The sequence below is a fragment of the Bowmanella yangjiangensis genome (assembly GCF_018531185.1).
Taxonomy (GTDB): Bacteria; Pseudomonadota; Gammaproteobacteria; order Enterobacterales; family Alteromonadaceae; genus Bowmanella; species Bowmanella yangjiangensis.
On record NZ_JAHDJU010000002.1, the window covers coordinates 749,035 to 766,501 of the forward strand.

Annotated in this window: 13 protein-coding genes; 11 read left to right on the top strand and 2 right to left on the bottom strand. The window is 49.9% G+C overall.

Annotated elements, in window-relative coordinates:
• Positions 1 to 563: 563 nt before the first annotated feature.
• The 5 genes from KJY73_RS12895 (at position 564) to KJY73_RS12915 (ending at position 10,598) form a co-directional block, all read left to right on the top strand.
• The gene (locus tag KJY73_RS12895) at positions 564 to 3,830 is read left to right on the top strand and encodes a TonB-dependent receptor (RefSeq protein ID WP_214344134.1); all 3,267 of its coding nucleotides are present in this window, start codon (positions 564 to 566) and stop codon (positions 3,828 to 3,830) included.
• Positions 3,831 to 3,958: 128 nt separating this feature from the next.
• Positions 3,959 to 5,461 carry a tryptophan halogenase family protein gene (locus KJY73_RS12900; protein WP_214344135.1) on the top strand — a complete coding sequence of 501 codons (1,503 nt, stop codon included), beginning with the start codon at positions 3,959 to 3,961 and terminating at the stop codon, positions 5,459 to 5,461.
• 55 nt (positions 5,462 to 5,516) lie between these two features.
• The gene (locus KJY73_RS12905) at positions 5,517 to 6,533 is read left to right on the top strand and encodes a cupin-like domain-containing protein (protein WP_214344136.1); all 1,017 of its coding nucleotides are present in this window, start codon (positions 5,517 to 5,519) and stop codon (positions 6,531 to 6,533) included.
• Positions 6,534 to 6,550: 17 nt separating this feature from the next.
• Positions 6,551 to 8,059, top strand: coding sequence for a tryptophan halogenase family protein (locus KJY73_RS12910; protein WP_214344137.1), 1,509 nt, complete (start codon positions 6,551 to 6,553; stop codon positions 8,057 to 8,059).
• A 208-nt stretch (positions 8,060 to 8,267) separates the two neighbouring features.
• On the top strand, positions 8,268 to 10,598 hold the full coding sequence (locus tag KJY73_RS12915; RefSeq protein ID WP_214344138.1) for a S9 family peptidase: 2,331 nt from the start codon (positions 8,268 to 8,270) through the stop codon (positions 10,596 to 10,598).
• Positions 10,599 to 10,656: 58 nt separating this feature from the next.
• On the opposite strand, the gene KJY73_RS12920 is transcribed toward KJY73_RS12915, so the two are convergent.
• Positions 10,657 to 11,139, bottom strand: a complete 483-nt coding sequence (locus tag KJY73_RS12920) for a cupin domain-containing protein (RefSeq protein ID WP_214344139.1) — start codon at positions 11,137 to 11,139, stop codon at positions 10,657 to 10,659.
• A gap of 307 nt (positions 11,140 to 11,446) precedes the next feature.
• Between KJY73_RS12920 and KJY73_RS12925 the strand changes: the two genes are divergently transcribed.
• On the top strand, positions 11,447 to 11,905 hold the full coding sequence (locus KJY73_RS12925) for a hypothetical protein (protein WP_214344140.1): 459 nt from the start codon (positions 11,447 to 11,449) through the stop codon (positions 11,903 to 11,905).
• Between the two features lie 94 nt (positions 11,906 to 11,999).
• On the opposite strand, the gene KJY73_RS12930 is transcribed toward KJY73_RS12925, so the two are convergent.
• A complete protein-coding gene (locus KJY73_RS12930; RefSeq protein ID WP_214344141.1) occupies positions 12,000 to 13,124 on the bottom strand; it encodes an FAD-dependent monooxygenase in 1,125 nt (374 codons plus the stop codon).
• Positions 13,125 to 13,224: 100 nt separating this feature from the next.
• Here KJY73_RS12930 and KJY73_RS12935 point away from each other — a divergent pair, with 100 nt between their 5' ends.
• The 5 genes from KJY73_RS12935 (at position 13,225) to KJY73_RS12955 (ending at position 17,442) form a co-directional block, all read left to right on the top strand.
• The gene (locus tag KJY73_RS12935; protein ID WP_232848593.1) at positions 13,225 to 14,175 is read left to right on the top strand and encodes a LysR family transcriptional regulator; all 951 of its coding nucleotides are present in this window, start codon (positions 13,225 to 13,227) and stop codon (positions 14,173 to 14,175) included.
• Positions 14,172 to 15,011 (top strand): alpha/beta hydrolase, encoded by an 840-nt coding sequence (locus KJY73_RS12940; protein WP_214344142.1) that lies wholly within the window; start codon positions 14,172 to 14,174, stop codon positions 15,009 to 15,011. Before KJY73_RS12935 ends, KJY73_RS12940 begins: the two co-directional genes overlap by 4 nt.
• Before the next feature lie 9 nt (positions 15,012 to 15,020).
• A complete protein-coding gene (locus KJY73_RS12945) occupies positions 15,021 to 15,551 on the top strand; it encodes an NADPH-dependent FMN reductase (protein ID WP_214344143.1) in 531 nt (176 codons plus the stop codon).
• A gap of 52 nt (positions 15,552 to 15,603) precedes the next feature.
• Complete coding sequence (locus KJY73_RS12950) at positions 15,604 to 16,188, top strand: TetR/AcrR family transcriptional regulator (protein WP_214344144.1); 585 nt, start codon at positions 15,604 to 15,606, stop codon at positions 16,186 to 16,188.
• A 207-nt stretch (positions 16,189 to 16,395) separates the two neighbouring features.
• On the top strand, positions 16,396 to 17,442 hold the full coding sequence (locus tag KJY73_RS12955; protein ID WP_214344145.1) for an NADP-dependent oxidoreductase: 1,047 nt from the start codon (positions 16,396 to 16,398) through the stop codon (positions 17,440 to 17,442).
• The last annotated feature ends 25 nt before the right edge of the window (positions 17,443 to 17,467 follow it).

A 17,467-nucleotide genomic window follows, 5' to 3' on the forward strand; every position in this document is an offset into this window, starting at 1 on the left:
CACCCAAGCGGGTGGCTTTCTGTTTGTTGCCGGGCTTTGCAATATTGGCTGACGGAGACTTAACACAGAAAACGCTCCGCGACGGATTTTGCTTCTACCAGTGGACGGCTGCCAACCTCTGCTCCATATCCACAAGCCCACCAATTAATATTTCTAGATGTTAGCCACGCCTTTATGAGGCAGCCCGATGGCTGCGATCCACAAAAAAACAGACAAGCCTTAAGGCAAAATGCAGTTGAATTAATAACCACCTTAATGTTAAATGATGTTAATAAATAACTAAAATTATAAAAATATATAGTTATTTATTAACTTTCAGGTCGCAGGGAAGCCTTGGTACTTGTGACTCGGTGCATTGTTTTTGATGAGAAGATAAATACATGCACTGCTCCTACATGGTTGTAAGGGGAAGTAAACCTGTTGGGGTGCTGCCACTTTCGTATTTTTTAAATGACAGCGCTGTCATCCTGTTGTTAAGAGATGAGACAAGGTACTGGCATCGATAAATGAAGCTGGGGTTATGACAATAGCAAACATTATAAGAAACACATTGAGGGTAAAACATGTCTAGTCAATTTCAGAGAAAACGCCTGGTGATAGCGATATCAGCAGCCATGTCCTGTTCGCTGTCGATGTCCGCCTTTGCGCAGGAAACTGCTGTGCAAGAGCTGAATGTTGAGGAGTCGACGGAAGTCATTGAGGTTCGCGGCATTCGCCAAAGTCTGCAGACCGCTCAGAACATAAAGCGCTTTGCCGATACGGTAAAAGATGCCATCACTGCTTCTGATATCGGCGCGTTACCTGATAAGTCTGTTACTGAAGCTTTGCAGCGTGTTCCTGGCGTTACTATTGAGCGCTTTGCTGCATCCGACGACCCTAAGCACTATGCAGACGAAGGAACCAGCGTTTTAGTGCGCGGTTTAGACCGTGTGCGCAGCGAAATTAATGGGCGTGACAGTTTTAGCGCCAACCCTTATGGCGGCCTTAGCTACGAGGATTTCCCCGCCGAGCTGCTGGGTGCCGTGGAAGTGGTAAAGAACCAGACGGCGGATCTTATTTCTGGCGGCATTGCCGGTACGGTAAATTTGGTGACCCGCAAGCCGTTTGATTCTGATAACCGTCTGGTGGCCGTGAGTGCACAAGCAAACTACGGTGATTATCGCGAAGAAACCACGCCGTCATTTAGTGCTTTGTTTTCCGATAACTGGGACACGGACTCCGGCAAGTTTGGTTTATTGGTTGCCGCGTCAAACTCTGAATACAGAACCCGAGGCGATGGCTTTGGTTTAGGCAACTACCATAGCCGTGGACCCATCGATGTATTTTCTTACGATGAATGGGGTACACCCAGCCCTGGTGTACATGCCGGACTTTATTCCAACCCGTGTATTCCAGGCGCATCAGATTGGCGTGCCTGCGGTGCAGGCTTTGAAGATACTGTTGTTTATAGCGAAGAAGATCAGGCCGCTTATGTGCCTAAGTACGAAGGACGCGCTCTTGAAGGTCAGCCCGATGGCGTGACCTGGTATGCGCCAGCAAACTTTACCATGGCAAGCGCTGAAAACGACCGTAAGCGCCGCGGTTTTACCGCTTCACTGCAATGGCAAAGCGCCGATGAAAGAATTAAAGCCACCTTGGAACACATTGATTCTAAGGCATCACTGGAATGGCGCGAGTATGTTATCGCTTCCGGTGACCGTGGGTTCTTGCCTTATGCGCCAGATGCCATTCAGTGGTTTGATGAAAGCGACGATGGACGCCCTTTAACTGTTGATGCTGACGGTTATCTGACCTCTGGTGTTGGACGCCAGAATGAACCCGAGTTGCCTCTGCAGTTCCGTTCTCGCTACAACTACAACGAGAGTACGGTAAAAGACACCTCGTTTAACTTGGTGTTCAAAGCCACTGACCGTTTAACCGCCGTAGTTGATTATCAACATATTGATTCTGAACAGATTGTGCATAACAACTCGGTCACTTCCAGAATCAACGGTAATCAAACCAGAGATAACGCGCCATTTTTCCTGGACTTAAGGGGCTCCACACCCAGTATTGAATTCCTCAATGCCAATACCTCTACGCCTCCTGATGTTGAAGTGAATACCAACCCTATTTTGCGACTGGCATCGGGTATGCAGCAGGAAGAGCATAACGAGGCGAGCTCCGATAGTTATAAAGTGGACTTTGTATATAGTCTGGATGGGGCATTTACTGCCATCAAAGCCGGGCTTTATTATTCCGAGAAAGAGCTGATTGTCCGTGATACCAATTACGAGGGCTGGCAGGCGCTTGGCACGCCTTGGCAGGCGCTGGCTTCTTACAATGCGTCGCCGCAAGTCGTGCCTGAGTTGTATGACAGAATCAGCTTTGCCGACCACTACAATGGCAATACCTTTGTTGGTGCTAACAACAGTTTCTTGTTCCCTCGTATGGACCTTGCGAAGAATTATGAGCAAACCTTACGTGATGCCTGTGGAACCTGGAGTGCGCTGGGCAATGCCATGGACGGAAGCGGTGGTTGCGCCTTGCCTTATGAAGATTTAGCGGACCGCTCTTTCAGCCATTTTGCGCCTCGTCATATCAGCTCAAGCAAAACCGACCGCACCGAGTTCTATGTGCGCGCCGACTTTGATGTTGAGCTGTCCGATATTCTGGTCAAAGGTAACTTAGGCTTACGCTATGTAAACTATCAGTTGGAATCTACCGGTGGGATTAATTTACCCGCCACGTCCAGACGAGGCACCGATGAAACCGGTTCCTTGTATCAGGTGATGTTGAGCAAATACCCCAGTATTTTCGATTTGGCCTCTGGCGAGTCTTTTGCCAGTACGATTAAGGGAACGGACTACACCACGGTGTTGCCGAGCTTAAACCTGAGCTTTGGGTTAACAGATGATGTGGTGGTGAGATTTGGCGCCTCAGAAGGATTGTATTATCCGAGCCTGGTGGATGCAGCCAACAAGATGGTGGTGAGTCTCGATTATCAGGAGGTTTATCAAAACCCCAATGAATCGAAGGACGAAGAAACCAACCCCACGGTGGACCTGCAGAACATTGAGATCAGCGCCAATGCGCGTAATGCATTCTTAAAGCCTGAGAAGTCAGTTAACCTGGATTTGACCACCGAATGGTATTTTGCCCCGGCGGGCTCATTGACGGTTGGTGTGTTCCACAAAAAACTGTCCAATATTATTCGCAACAAGAGTTTCTCAACCGAGCTTGAAGTTGACGGTACGGTTTATCCGATTTCTGCCTATGGTCCGGATAACACAGGGTCAGGTACATTGCGCGGCTTTGAAGTGTCGTATTCCCAGTTTTACGACATGTTGCCGGGTATGTGGAGTGGTTTAGGTCTGCAGGTTAACTACACCTATATCGATCAGAACGGCCTGGAGGATCCGAATACGACCCCTACCCAAGCCATTCAGTTTAACGGTGCGGGTGTACCTATTACTGATAACCGCAACTCATTCCGTCAGTTCACCGGATTACCTCTGCAAGGCTATTCTGATCAGAACTTTAATATTGTCGGTATGTATGAGAAGGACGACATATCTTTCCGTCTGGCTTATACCTGGCGTTCAGAATATCTGCTGACACTGCGTGAGTCGGAAGAATTCGTTCCGGCTTATTCAAAGGCACAGGGCATGATGGATGCCAGCCTGTTTTACACCATAAACGAAAACGTTAAGGTGGGATTGCAGGTGAATAATGTGCTGGGCGCCGACACCGAAACCCAATACCAGCAGAACCAAGCAGGTAGGCTGACCGATGCGTTCACCTTTACCAGTGACCGTCGTTATGCATTAACGGTTCGTGCAACCTTCTAATCCCGTTAAGGCGAGTCGATAATAACTGCGCAGTAGTAATACTGCGCAGTTTATTTAATGCTAAGGACTTGGAGTTGAATATTGGTGTGATAACAGCGGATGCTGATTAACCTGATTCGGTTTTTATAATGCAAAATGCCTTAACGTCCATCTGTGTTGTTGGTGGTGGTACTGCAGGTTGGATGGCTGCCACCTTACTTTCCAGTGCCCTAAGAGGCAGTGGCATACAAATATCTGTGGTGGAGTCTCCCGACATTGCCACCATTGGGGTGGGTGAGTCTACCGTGCCCTCCATTATGGATTTTATCCAGGCCTGCCAAATCAATCTCAAAGAATTTATTCAGGCCACCTCAGCCAGTTTTAAATTAGGTATACGTTTTGATGACTGGTCATTGCCAGGTGAACAATTTTTTCACCCTTTTGGCAGAGTGGGCAAAGACATCAATGGCTTCGACTTTTACCAGGCCTGGCTTAAGTCGGTGGCAGATGGCTCTGACGCCCGCTGGCTGGATTATTCACCTGGGGCAATCATGGCAGAGCAACAGCGCTTTATGCTGCGCCCCCTACAGCCTCAAAACTGGGTGCAAGCCGGTTACGCGCATGCTTTGCATTTAGATGCGGCGCTGGTTGCACGTTTCTTGCGCGAACTTTGTTTGCAGCGCGGAGTAAACCGCATTGAAGCGACGGTAAATCAGGTGGTTCTTGACCATAGGTCCTTTATCCAAGGCCTGGCGCTGGACAATGGCGGTGAGATTCACAGTGATTTTTATATCGACTGCACCGGCTTTAAAGGGCTGCTTATCGAACAAAGCCTGCAAACAGGTTATCTGGATTGGTCAGATTATTTACCTTGCAACCGTGCGGTGACGGTACAAACAAAAAACGTTGCGCCTCCCGTTCCTTATACTGTGGCGACAGCCCGTGAGGCCGGTTGGACTTGGTCTATCCCGCTACAGCATCGAAGCGGCAATGGTTATGTGTTTGCCAGTCAGTTTTGTTCTGATGACAAAGCCATGGATACCCTGTTAAGCAGTGTCCAGGGCCGACTATTGAATGAACCCAGGGTGATCCCCTTTGTAACCGGCAAGCGCAAGAAAATCTGGCATAACAACTGCCTTGCCCTGGGCCTTGCTGGCGGATTTTTAGAGCCGCTCGAATCAACCGCCATTCATCTGGTGTATAAAACCCTGGTGCACTTTATCAAGCACTTCCCTGACCGGGATTTTGATGGGGACAATGAGCGTAGCTTTAACCAAAAAATCGACCAGGATTATGAAGAGATCCGTGATTTCATTATCCTCCATTACTGCACCTCAGGGCGTAAAGACAGTGAGTTTTGGCGCTGGTGTCAGAACATGCCGGTGCCGGACAGTGTGAGAGAGAAAATCCGCGTGTTCAAAAAACGCGGGCAGCTTGAACATACTCCGGGGCAGTTTTTTACCAGCGATAGTTGGTATGCCATTTTAGAAGGGATGAAGCAGCGGCCCCACAAGTACCACCCGCTGCTGGATGCCTTTAATTCCGATGCGCTGACCCGAACCCTAAATGAAAATCGTCAACAGATCCTCCGTGAAGTACAAAACATGCCAAGCCATCATGATTATCTTCAGGCCCATTGTCCGGCTTTATGAATAGCGGAATGGCAAGTGGTGGAGGTTGGCTGCTGACAGGAGGCAACTGGCGCCTATGACAGAATACAAAAAGATTGCGGAATATTCGACGCTGACCGCCGGGCAGTTTTTTGAGCAGATTGTGCCCGAACAAAAGCCTGTGGTCATTCGTGGCTTTGCGGAAAATTGGCCGCTTGTGGCGTCTGCTGGCAAGGGGCCCGATGCGTTTACCGCCTACCTGCTTAGCTTTTACCAAGGCAAGAAGGCCAGAATGGTGGTGGCACCGCCGGCGGCCAATAAGCGCTTTTATTACAATGACGAGATGACAGATGTTAACTACTTAAGTGGTGAGGAGCGTTTTGATCTGTTTTTGGGGCGCTTGCTTGAGCTGATTGACAGAGAGGTCTACCCGGCGATCTCTATGCAGAATGCCCAGATAAACGACCTTTTACCGGGCTTGATTGAGCAAAACTGCAGCGAGTTTTTCCCTGAGCTGGCCCCTCGTTTATGGGTTGGCAATGAGGGCATTGTCAGCACCCATTATGATGGTTCTGATAATCTTGCCTGCGTGGTGGCCGGGCGGCGGCGCTTTATACTGTTTCCGCCCGCGCAAACCGGCCATTTATATCCCGGCCCGCTCAATTTTACCCCGGCCGGTGCTCCCACCAGTTTGGTGGATATTCATAATCCCGACTTTGAGCGCTTTCCCCTGTTTAAAAAGGCCCAGGTCGAAGCCGTTAGCGCCGAGCTTGAAGCGGGCGATGCCATCTTTATTCCTATGCTGTGGTGGCATCATGTGGAATCGCTGGACAAGGTCAATGCACTGATGAACTACTGGTGGAATGGCTCATCGGCACCTGATGCTGTGTCGCCTAGTGCCATAGACAGTCTGAATCTGGCTTTGCTGGCCATGCGGGAGCTCTCGCCCAAACAGCGCGAAGCCTGGCGCCATATGTTCGACCATTACTTATTTAAACAGGGCGTAGATCCCGTCTCTTACATTCCGCCGCACCAGCATCATATTTTGGGCAAACTCACCTCTGAATATGTGCGGGCCGTCAAAGATTACTTTATTAAAAAATTACAAAAATAAGGCACAGGTAAAGTGTGATGCTAAATAGTAAACCCAGAAAGATACTGATTGTCGGCGGCGGCACGGCGGGTTGGATGGCGGCGAATCTGTTGGCCGCTAAATGGCAGGATGTTGATATCAGCCTGGTTGAGTCGAAAGACATAGGTATTATCGGGGTAGGAGAGGGGAGTACACCGCATCTTAAGTTATTTTTTGATGCGATTAATGTCAGTGACCAGCAGTGGATGCCGCACTGTAATGCCACCTATAAAAACGGCATCACCTTTGATAAATGGTCAAGCATTGCTGGCTTTGAGTCTTACTTTCATCCCTTTGCTGCGCAGACGGACGATGTGTTCACTCTGCCGCTGTTTTTTAAGCATATCCAGGCCAGAATGCAGGGTTATGCTGTTGATGCACATCCCGATAAGTATTTTCTGGAAACCTACCTGACAAGGCAGCATTTAGGCCCTTTGCCAGCCGAGTCTTTTCCTTTTGGGGTGGCATACGGCTATCACTTTGACTCTGCCTTGTTGGGGCAGTTTCTCGCCGAACAGGCGCAGCGTAGCGGCGTGACAAGAATTGAGGGGCATGTCACTGATGTTGAGCTTAATCAACAAGGAAATATCAGCGCCGTTAAGCTCAGTGATGGTATGTCGTTAGCCGCAGACTTTTTTATTGATTGTTCAGGGTTTAACGCGTTGCTCCTACAACAAGGCTTGGGCGTTAACTTTAACAGTTACAAACAGAACTTATTTAATGATGCAGCCGTGGTGATGCCAAGTCCCATCGCTGAACGACTGCCTGTTGAAACCCGTTCCACTGCCCTTACCAATGGTTGGGCCTGGAAGATCCCGCTGCGCAATCGTTTTGGTAACGGTTATGTATACAGCCGCGATTATATTGATGCCGACCAAGCGGAAACGGAGCTAAGGCAGCATTTGGGATTACTGGACGCTGATGTGGAGGCCAGGCACCTGCGCATGAAAGTGGGCCGAGTTCAGAAGCACTGGCATAAAAACTGTTTGGCGGTGGGTTTATCCCAAGGCTTTATTGAGCCGCTGGAAGCTACGGCCATTGCGCTTTATTTCAACACTATTGCGCAGTTTATGCAGTATTTTCAGCAAGGCCATTTCAGTAACCAGTTTGAGGATGAATTCAACAAAGACATTAATGCCAGATTTGATGGCATCAGGGATTATATTGTCTGTCACTATAAAGCCAATCAACGCCAGGATAGCGACTATTGGCGGGATAACGCCGCGAACAGTCATATCTCCGATAACTTAAACAACATTCTGCACTTGTGGCAGCACAGCCAGGACTTTGTTGGAGATATGTATAAACATAATTTGATGGGCAGTTATCAGCCGAAATCATGGGCATGCATGCTGGCCGGTTACGGAGTGTTTCCGCCACCAAGACCGGACAAGTCTGTCGATAAAACAATAATCAGTCGGGAGATGGACGCCCTAAATGACTTTATTCGTCGCTGCGGATTGAATTTTCAAGATCATCAGGCCTTGTTGGCCAAGTTTACTGATTAGGTGCAGGGGTATATCCAAATGGTCTTTCTGCCCCCTCATTTTGCGAATAGGCTTGCACTGTTCATTCTGATCTGAAAGCTAGGTTATTTTGTCGCTGATGACTTTGTATCTGACCAGGCTTGCCTTACTCTGAGCACTGCAACAAGGTTGGTCCAGAAATCTGCAGACCAGCCATAGATAAAACCCGCGCTCGCCATTGAGGAACAACATGATAATTACAAAAACGCGTGGCTTGGTACTGGCGGTCTTTGCTGGTTTGGCATTGCAGGGCTGTTCGGTAACGGCCAAGCAGGACACACCGATCGCATCGCCTCTGACCCTTGAGCAAATTTACCAGGATAAAGCCTTTAAAGAGCAACGCAGCACCTATTTTACCTGGCTCGAAGATGGCACGGGTTATACCGTGCTGGAAGAACGCGAAGCAGCGAAAACCACAAAGCCGGAGAATGCCGAAGCCGATGCGGTGGATGATGAAGAAGAGCACGGGGTAAAAGGCAATGACATAGTGTTTTACAACCCGGATGGAAGCGGCCGTAAAGTGCTGGTGGCTTTTGAAAAGCTGATACCCCAAGGTGCAGAAGAACCCTTGAGTATAGAAAGCTATCAGTGGTCAGAGGATGGTCAGTGGCTGATGGTATTTACCAACGGTGAGCGGGTATGGCGTTCGCGCAGTCGCGGTGATTTTTGGTTGTTGAACCTTAACACCAATGCACTCTATCAGCTCGGGGGTGAACAGCCACCCGAGAAAAAGCTGATGTTTGCTAAGTTCTCTCCCGACAGCAGCAAAGTGGCTTATGTACGAGACAACAACATCTACATGGAACAGGTAGGGAGTAAAGCTGTTACCGCACTCACCACCGATGGCAATGACACTCTGGTAAACGGCAACTTCGACTGGGTGTATGAAGAGGAATTTTCTATCCGTGACGGTTTTCGCTGGAGCCCGGACAATCGCGCTATTGCATACTGGCAGCTAGATACCAGCGAGGTGAAGTACTTCACCATGCTGAACAACACCGAGGCCTCGTATCCTACTTTGACTCGCTTTCCTTACCCCAAAGCCGGTGAAACCAATTCGGCGGTGAAAGTTGGGGTGGTCAGCATCCAAGATGGTAAAACCCGCTGGGCAGAGCTCGGTGGGGATAACAGAGATCGCTATATTCCGCGCATCAGTTGGGCAGGAAACGGTGACACTTTGTTGATTCAGGATGTGAACCGCCCGCAAAGCCAGAACAAGGTTTGGCTGTTTGACTGGCAGCAGAATCAATTAAACAAGATTCTGGAAGACAAAGACGAGGCTTTCCTGGAATGGTTCTATGAGGCCAAGTGGTCCCAAGACGGCTCGTTCTTTATCTGGCATAGCGAACGGGATGGCTGGCGCCATCTGTATCGGGTCTCTCGGGATGGAAAACAGATTATCGACCTGACACCCGGTCAGTTTGATATTGTCGATATGCTGGCCCTGAATGAAGCGAAAAACGTGCTGTACTTCACCGCTTCACCGGATAATCCCTCACAGCGTTACTTGTATCGTACTGCGCTGGATGGCTCCAGCAAACCGCAACGCGTTACCCCTGCCGAGTTTGAGGGTAGCAACAGTTACTATATGTCTGATGATGCGTCTTGGGCCATGCATTCCTATTCCAAGTTTGGACAGCCGCCGGTTAAGCAGATTATCAAGGTGGCCGAGCATGCCCCTGTGATTACCTTGGTGGATAATCAGGAGCTAAATGCCAAACTGGCAGAGCAAAGCTTGCCCCGCCATGAATTTTTCAAAGTGAATGCCCGCGATGGGGTAGAACTGGACGGTTACATTCTGTTCCCGGCTAATATGGATCCCAGCAAAAAGTACCCTATTGTGTTTTATGTGTATGGTGAACCCTGGGGCTCTACAGTGCAGGACCGTTGGGGTGGCAGTGGTTACTTGTATCAATCGCTGCTGACGCAGCGCGGCTTTATTGTCGCCTCGGTAGACAACCGCGGCACCCGCGCGCCCAAAGGGCGTGACTGGCGTAAGTCGATTTACAAGAAGATTGGCTCAGTGACAGTACGTGACCAGGTAGACGCCCTGGATGCCATGACCAAGCGCTGGTCGGTAATTGATAGCAACAGAGTTGGCGTATGGGGGCATTCTGGGGGCGGTAGCTCTACCCTGAATCTGTTGTTCCGCCACGGCGACAAGTTCCATGTGGGCATTGCCTCGGCACCCGTGCCAGATATTCGTCTGTATGACACTATCTACCAGGAACGTTATTCAGGTAACCCCAATACCGATCCTGACAGTTATGACAATACCTCGCCTATTAGCTTTGCTAAGGATTTGAGTGGCAAGTTGCTGCTGATACATGGCACAGGTGACGACAATGTGCATTATCAGGGCTCGGAAAAACTGATTAATGAACTGGTGAAACACAATAAACAGTTTGAGTTTTTCGCCTATCCAAACCGTACCCACCATATTGGTGCGGATAAGGCCACGGCCCTGCATTACTACAGCATGATGGCCGCCTTTCTGGAAAAGCACTTACTGACCCAATAATCTGTGGCGGGTATGCCGTAAATTGAACGGCATACCCGCTGTTTCTCGTTGCTTACCGTTATACTTTCTTGCCCGCTACCGGTTCGCTGATCGCCTGCATATCCACAAGATTCCATGGCATATCCTTATTGCGATAAATGCGCTTTTGCTGGTGGGGGTAGTCGGCCACATCATGCTCGGTGCGCTGTCCTGCCACAATACATTTCAAGATGCTGGTGCCGTTATTTACCAGCTTATGCGGCTTACCACCGGCCCGGTAGCCAATAAAGTCGCCAGGGTAGACATTGTGGCGTTCCTCACCAATCCAGGCTTCGGCTTGCCCCTCAAGAATGTAAACGCACTCATCCTCATAATAGTGAACATGAAACTCCGTGGTTTCATGGCCAGGTTGCACTTGGATAATATGAAACCCCAAGCCGCTCAGGCCGGTTAAATCCCCCAGCGACTTATTCACCCGCTGCGCGTTTTTATTTAGAAAATGGGTCTTGTGAACACCTTGGTATTCATCAATCTCCTGTTTGGTGAGTAGGTATTTATCCATGTCGACTCCCGCTATATCGCGCAGCTTAAAAAGGCAAGTTAATACAAGCAGCGTTAAATAGTAAGGCCCTCGAAAGTTATAGGATGAGAGTCGAAGACCAGATGGCCAAGGTAAAGAGTTTCGCCTATAACTTCTTAGCTGCTAAAGGCGTTGTTTGCTCTCTAGGTTGTGGACGCTCAAAAATTACCGGCAAGACCTCATCAAGCAAATGGAGATGGTTATGTGCAATTGTTTAGACACACCGGATGGGTACGATGTAATTCCCTTACGTAACAAGTTAGCTGGATGGTTAGCGATGAAACCTGACATGCAACTAACGCACTGTATTCAATGGAAGACGGCAGATTGCCATGACCGAGCACTAAAATTTATTCCTCATTATTGGGACGTAAGAGCTACCGAAATTGAAATCCGCAGAGGAGAGAACTTAACTCAGTCTGCTGCCGCATCGTTGGCTAAAAAGGCGTTTAAGGAAAAAGTATTGGTGTATAAGACAGATGGTAAATTTGCTGGAGCGACCTCAAAGTTTACCGGTTTTCACTACGTTATCTTGCTGGCAACGGGTGGTGATCTAAAAGGTCGTGGCTTCTGCGTTGTGTTCGACCCCGATGTCTCTGCAACCGAAAAGTCCAGAGAAGCTTGGGCAAGTTGCAGCAAAGATGCTGATTTAGACGCCACGAAGGCCGACGAGAGAATTCTGAAACGAATGATTTTGGGGGAAGGTAAGGATCTCGGTCCACTGGTTCGCTATTTCTACGGGCCTTAGCAGTTTGGCACTGCAGCGCCGTTTTAGTGAGTTGCCTATTGTAGACAGCGGCACCCGTAGCTGCCGCTGATATGCAGTTTTCTGATCTGTCAGCTTATTTCACCATTGATAAACCCGACATCCATACACTGACAATATCCTGCAATGACTGCTTTACAAAACCGGCCTGAGTCGTGGCGCTTACCGGGTTAAATATCATGCTGGCTAGGGCCCGGCCGCTTAGCTGAATACGGCTGGTTTTATCTTGTCGTCTTAGCTGAAACTGTTGCAGCAGGCTTTGGGTGTCGGGTAGTTGTGCCAAGCATTCTGCCAAATGCCAGGCATCTTCCAAGGCCTGACAAGCACCCTGGCCTGAGGTGGGGAGCGAGGCATGGGCGGCATCACCAATCAGCAAGACATTCTGTCTATACCAGCAAGGAAGGGGGTCTAAATCATGCACAAATATGGGGCGGATAGATTGCGGTTTTGCATATTCCAGCATGAACTGCACAGTGGCGGGCCAGTGGGCAAAACGCGCTTTTAACCGGGGAAGCGCAAAAGCCGGGTCATCAATGTCTCCAAGTGGCGTTTGCCAGGCCGCAGCCCAGTAGGCGCAGGTATCACTGACAGGCACAATGCCAAAGCGCTGCCCGTCGCCACAATAATCTAAGATGGCCGAGGGGCCGAGAGTATTTTGCGCATAGCGGCTGATACCAATGATATTGATAAAGCCCTGATAAACGGGGCGGGCATAGGGTGCAACAAAATGACGGGCGGCAGACTGCATACGACCGTCAGCGCCAATCACCAAATCATAGTGTTGACGCAGCATTGCCAACTGGGATTGGTCGATGGGGTGGTTAACGGTCAGCGCAATATTAGCCTGTTTGCAGGCCTCAATTAACACCGCCATTAAATCCTGGCGCAGGATAGTCAAACTGGGGTAACCGCTGAGTTGGTCAAGCTCGGCGATGGGTAGTGCGGTCATTTCATTATTGTCAGGCGTTAAGCGTCGCATCCAGCCGGGCTTACCGCTTCTGGCTTCAATCGCGGGCAGCAGGCCCATTTTTGCCAGTACAAAGGTGGCATTGGGCCACAAGGTAACGCCAGCTCCCATTTGCGTGCCTAGTCCTTTACGTTCAAACACCTGCACCTTATGGCCCTGACGACAGGCCAGTAAAGCAAAGGCAAGACCGGCGACACCGGCACCAATAATGGCGATTTTTTTAGGTTGTTGCATGTGGATCAGCTCTTAAGTGAATAGCAGGCTATAGTATTCATGCTGATTTTTATGGGATAAATTGGCAGTAATTGAATTAATAATCCCGTTTGGTGGGTTAATGCTGCTTGAGAAAATAGAACTGGCCTGGCTGTTTAGCTTTAAGCAGGTATTCGAACATAAAAGCTTTAAGCAGGCGGCTTTTGCGCTGAATCTGCCGTCGTCCAATGTCAGCCGTCATGTGGCGCTGCTGGAAGAGGTGTTGGGTTTGCGCTTACTTGAACGCACCACCCGCAGAATGTCAGCCACCGAAGCGGGCAGCGCCTTGTACGAGCAAGTACTGCCTATGTTGGATGCCATGGATGGCCGCCTGATGGAGATTGGCGCGCAAGGTAATGAGGTGGCCGGGCACCTTAAGCTGTTAATGCCGGACTTGCCGCTACTGGCCAAGTGGCTGGCGGAGTTCTGTGTGCGACATCCCAGGCTCAGCTTAAGCTGCGATACCAATCTGGCGCCAACACAGGGGCTTGAAGATGGTGTGGATCTTCTACTGCAATACGGCCGCGGCCCTTTACTCGATAGCGCCTGGGTAGCCAAGGAACTTGCACGCTGGCCAAGCAGGGTAGTTGGAGCACCGCAACTGATTACCCGCTATAGTGACCAGCTCAGCCTTGGCCGGTTTAAGCAGTTACCCTGTATTACCAGTTTAAGCGCGTTAAACGGCACGCCCTGGATATTTAAAGATGGTCGCGCGACTTTCACGCTGCCGGTATATTCTGCCTACCGGGTAAACAGCGCGCACCTGGCTAAGGAAGCGGCGCTCGCTGGTCTTGGATTTGCCATCCTGCCTGCGGTCAGTTGTCTGAACGAATGCCAGCAGGGGCTGCTACAAGAAGTGGTGCTGGAAAAAGACCCCGAAGATCTGGTGTTGTACGCGGTCTTTAATGGCCGCCATAAAACCGCCCGCAAGGTTACAGCTCTGCTGGACTTTCTCACCGAGAAAACCCGCGCCTTACCGCCATCCGCCTGGACGTCCTGGGCAACTGCGGAGGAAAACAAGGAAAGCATATGAACGAGCGTAAAATGAACTTATCGGTCTTGATGCTGTGTATGTGGCTAAGTCTGTGTTTGCCGCATGTTGCAAAGGCCAGCCCTGAAAATGTCGTGATGGAGCCACTCAATATTGGGCAAAGCTTTGTTCTGTCATCTGACCTATTGGCTGAGCCAAGGCGGATTAACCTGTATTTTCCCCAGGCTTATTTCGAACAAGCTGAGATGCGTTTTCCGGTCTTGTATATGCCAGATGGCGGGCTGCATGAAGATTTTTTACACATCGCGGGTTTGCTACAAATTGGTTCACTTAATTGGACAATCCGCCCCTTTATTCTGGTGGGGATAGAGAACACCGACAGAAAGCGCGACCTCACCGGTCCCACTGACAGTCCGGAAGACAAAAAGATTGCAACTATGCTGGGGCAGTCAAAGGCATTTCGGGCCTTTATCCGCAAAGAACTGATACCAGTGATCGATAGTCATTTTCGTACCAGCGGCGAAAGGGCGCTGGTGGGGGAATCATTAGCCGGGCTGTTTGCGGTCGAGACTATGCTGCTGGAGCCTGATCTGTTTGATACCTATATTGCCGTTGACCCCAGTCTGTGGTGGAACAATGGCGACTTAGTGGACAAGGCGGCGACTTTGATATCGCAGCATCATGGTAAGGCAATACGTGTTCACCTTGCTGCCAGCAGCCAGGATGGCATTGTCCAACCAACCCGCCAGTTGGCTGAAATCCTCGACCTGGCTCCTCGCGTTCATGCCAGTTACAGCGAGTTTCCTACGGAGACCCACTTATCTATCTACCACCCCGCGGCATTGGATGGATTTCGCAAAGTCTTTGCTCGGGACTAAGGAAATACCATGAGAATACTCGGCCTTTGCGGTAGTTTGCGTAAGCAATCCAGAAGCCTGGCATTACTGCAAGCCACCCAGATACTGGCTGCTGGGCGCTGTGATTTTACGCTGTTTGACGGCTGTGGCGATCTGCCGTTATTTAATCCGGATATTGAGATGAATCCACCTCTGGCGGTGGTACGTTTGTGGCAGCACATTCAGGATGCGGATGTTATTGTGATCGCCAGCCCGGAATACGCCCATGGGGTCACCGGGGTTATTAAAAATACCCTGGATTGGTTGGTCGGTTATAGCCGTTTTGCCTACAAAGCTGTTGCGGTTTTGAACCCATCGCATAGGGCACATCATGCCGATGAAGCAATCAGGGAAATACTGACGACTATGGCTGCGAGATTGATACCTGGGGCGTGCCTGCGAATTCCCGCCACGGGATGTAGCTTGAGTGCGGATGAAATGGCTGATTCAGACGAGTTTTCCGGTTTAATTTGTGCAGCGCTTGATGCCATCACCGTGTTTTATCATCAAGAGTTGGGTTAGTTCTCCTTATTTATTTGTAGACGACCGGTCTAATCTGGTTTAAAGTAGCGTCATGAAAACAAAATACCAAGACACCCGCCAGCATCTGCTGGATACCGGTCGCATCATATTAGCCGAGCAAGGCTTTAGTTCTGTAGGGCTAAGTGCCTTATTGCAGCAGGCCGGGGTGCCTAAGGGATCGTTTTACCACTACTTTAAGTCCAAAGAGCACTATGGGCAGGTGTTACTGGAAGATTATTTCAGTACTTATATGCAGGATATGGAAGCATTGCTGGGCCAGTCGCAAATCAGTGCCAAACAGCGTTTGCTCAACTATTTCGCCCAGTGGCTGCAGCGCTTTACACCAGCGCAAGGGCGGTGTGATTGTTTGGTGGTAAAACTTAGCGCAGAGGTGGCGGATTTATCTGAGGCCATGCGACTTACCTTGAAAGAGGGTACCGAGCAAGCAATGGGCAGGCTAATGGCTTGCATTGAAGAAGCCATTAACGAAGGCTCGCTGCCTGAGCAGGATGTGCGGGCCCTGGCCAGCAACTTGTATCAATTGTGGTTGGGGGCCAGTTTGTTAACTAAACTGAGCCGTGACGATGAGCAGGTCAAGCAGGCTATGCAGCTTACTTGTAAACTGCTGGGTGCATAACACAGGCATTGCCTGACGAAATACTAAGTAAGCCCTGGAATGGGCTTTTTTTACCAATATGGACTAGACGACCGGTCTAATCATGGTGGGGCTATGATTTTATTCTTAACAGCCTCAACAGCATGGCTTGGCGTATGAACAGCGCAACCGGCCTTGTATTGAAGCAGGTTGGCCGCCGATATGGTTAATATTTAACGAGGATTGCATATGCAACAGAATAAACTTGAAAACCGTCAGATGACTCTGGCTTCACGTCCCCATGGCGCACCAAGCAAAGAGAACTTTGCCCTAAAGGTATCCGCCTTACCTGAGATTCAGGATGGACAGGTCTTGCTCAGAACCGTGTATTTAAGTCTGGATCCTTATATGCGCGGGCGTATGAGTGATGCTGAATCTTATGCAGAGCCTGTGGCGCTGGGCGCAACGATGATCGGTGGCACCATTAACCGTGTGGTGAGTTCCAAGCATGCTGATTTCGTTGAAGGTGACTGGGTGCTGAGCTATGTGGTGGGTTGGCAGGACTACGGAGTATCGGATGGCTGTGATCTGGTTAAGCTGGATCCGGCTCAGGCACCGGTGAGCTATGCACTCGGTATGCTAGGTATGCCAGGTTTTACTGCGTATATGGGACTGAAAGATATTGGTCAGCCCAAGGCAGGAGAAACCCTGGTGGTCGCCGCCGCGACCGGCCCGGTAGGGGCTACTGTGGCGCAAATGGGCAAGTTGCTGGGTTGCAAAGTGGTGGCTATTGCCGGTGGCGAGCAGAAGTGCCGTTTTGCGCTGGAAAACCTCGGTGTGGACGCCTGTATTGACCACAAGGCCGATGACTTTGCTGAGCAACTGGCAAAGGCCTGTCCCAATGGCATAGACATCTATTTTGAGAACGTTGGTGGCAAGGTATTTGATGCTGTTCTGCCGCTGCTAAACACCAGCGCACGTATTCCGGTGTGCGGTACAATTGCGGCCTACAATGCCACTGAGCTGCCTGCTGGTCCCGACAGACTTGGGCTGTTGATGTCGACTATTCTGATGAAACGTATGACGGTCAAAGGCTTTATTATTTTTGATGACTACGGGCATCGTTATCCTGAGTTTGCCAAAGATATGGCCGCCTGGCTTGCCGAAGGCAAGATGCACTATAAAGAGCAGATTATTGATGGCCTGGAAAATGCGCCCGAAGCATTAAAAGGCTTATTGGAAGGTAAGAATTTCGGCAAGCTGGTTATTCGGGTTGGTGAAGACGAACTGGCCTGACCGGAAGAGCTGTTTATCAGTTTTA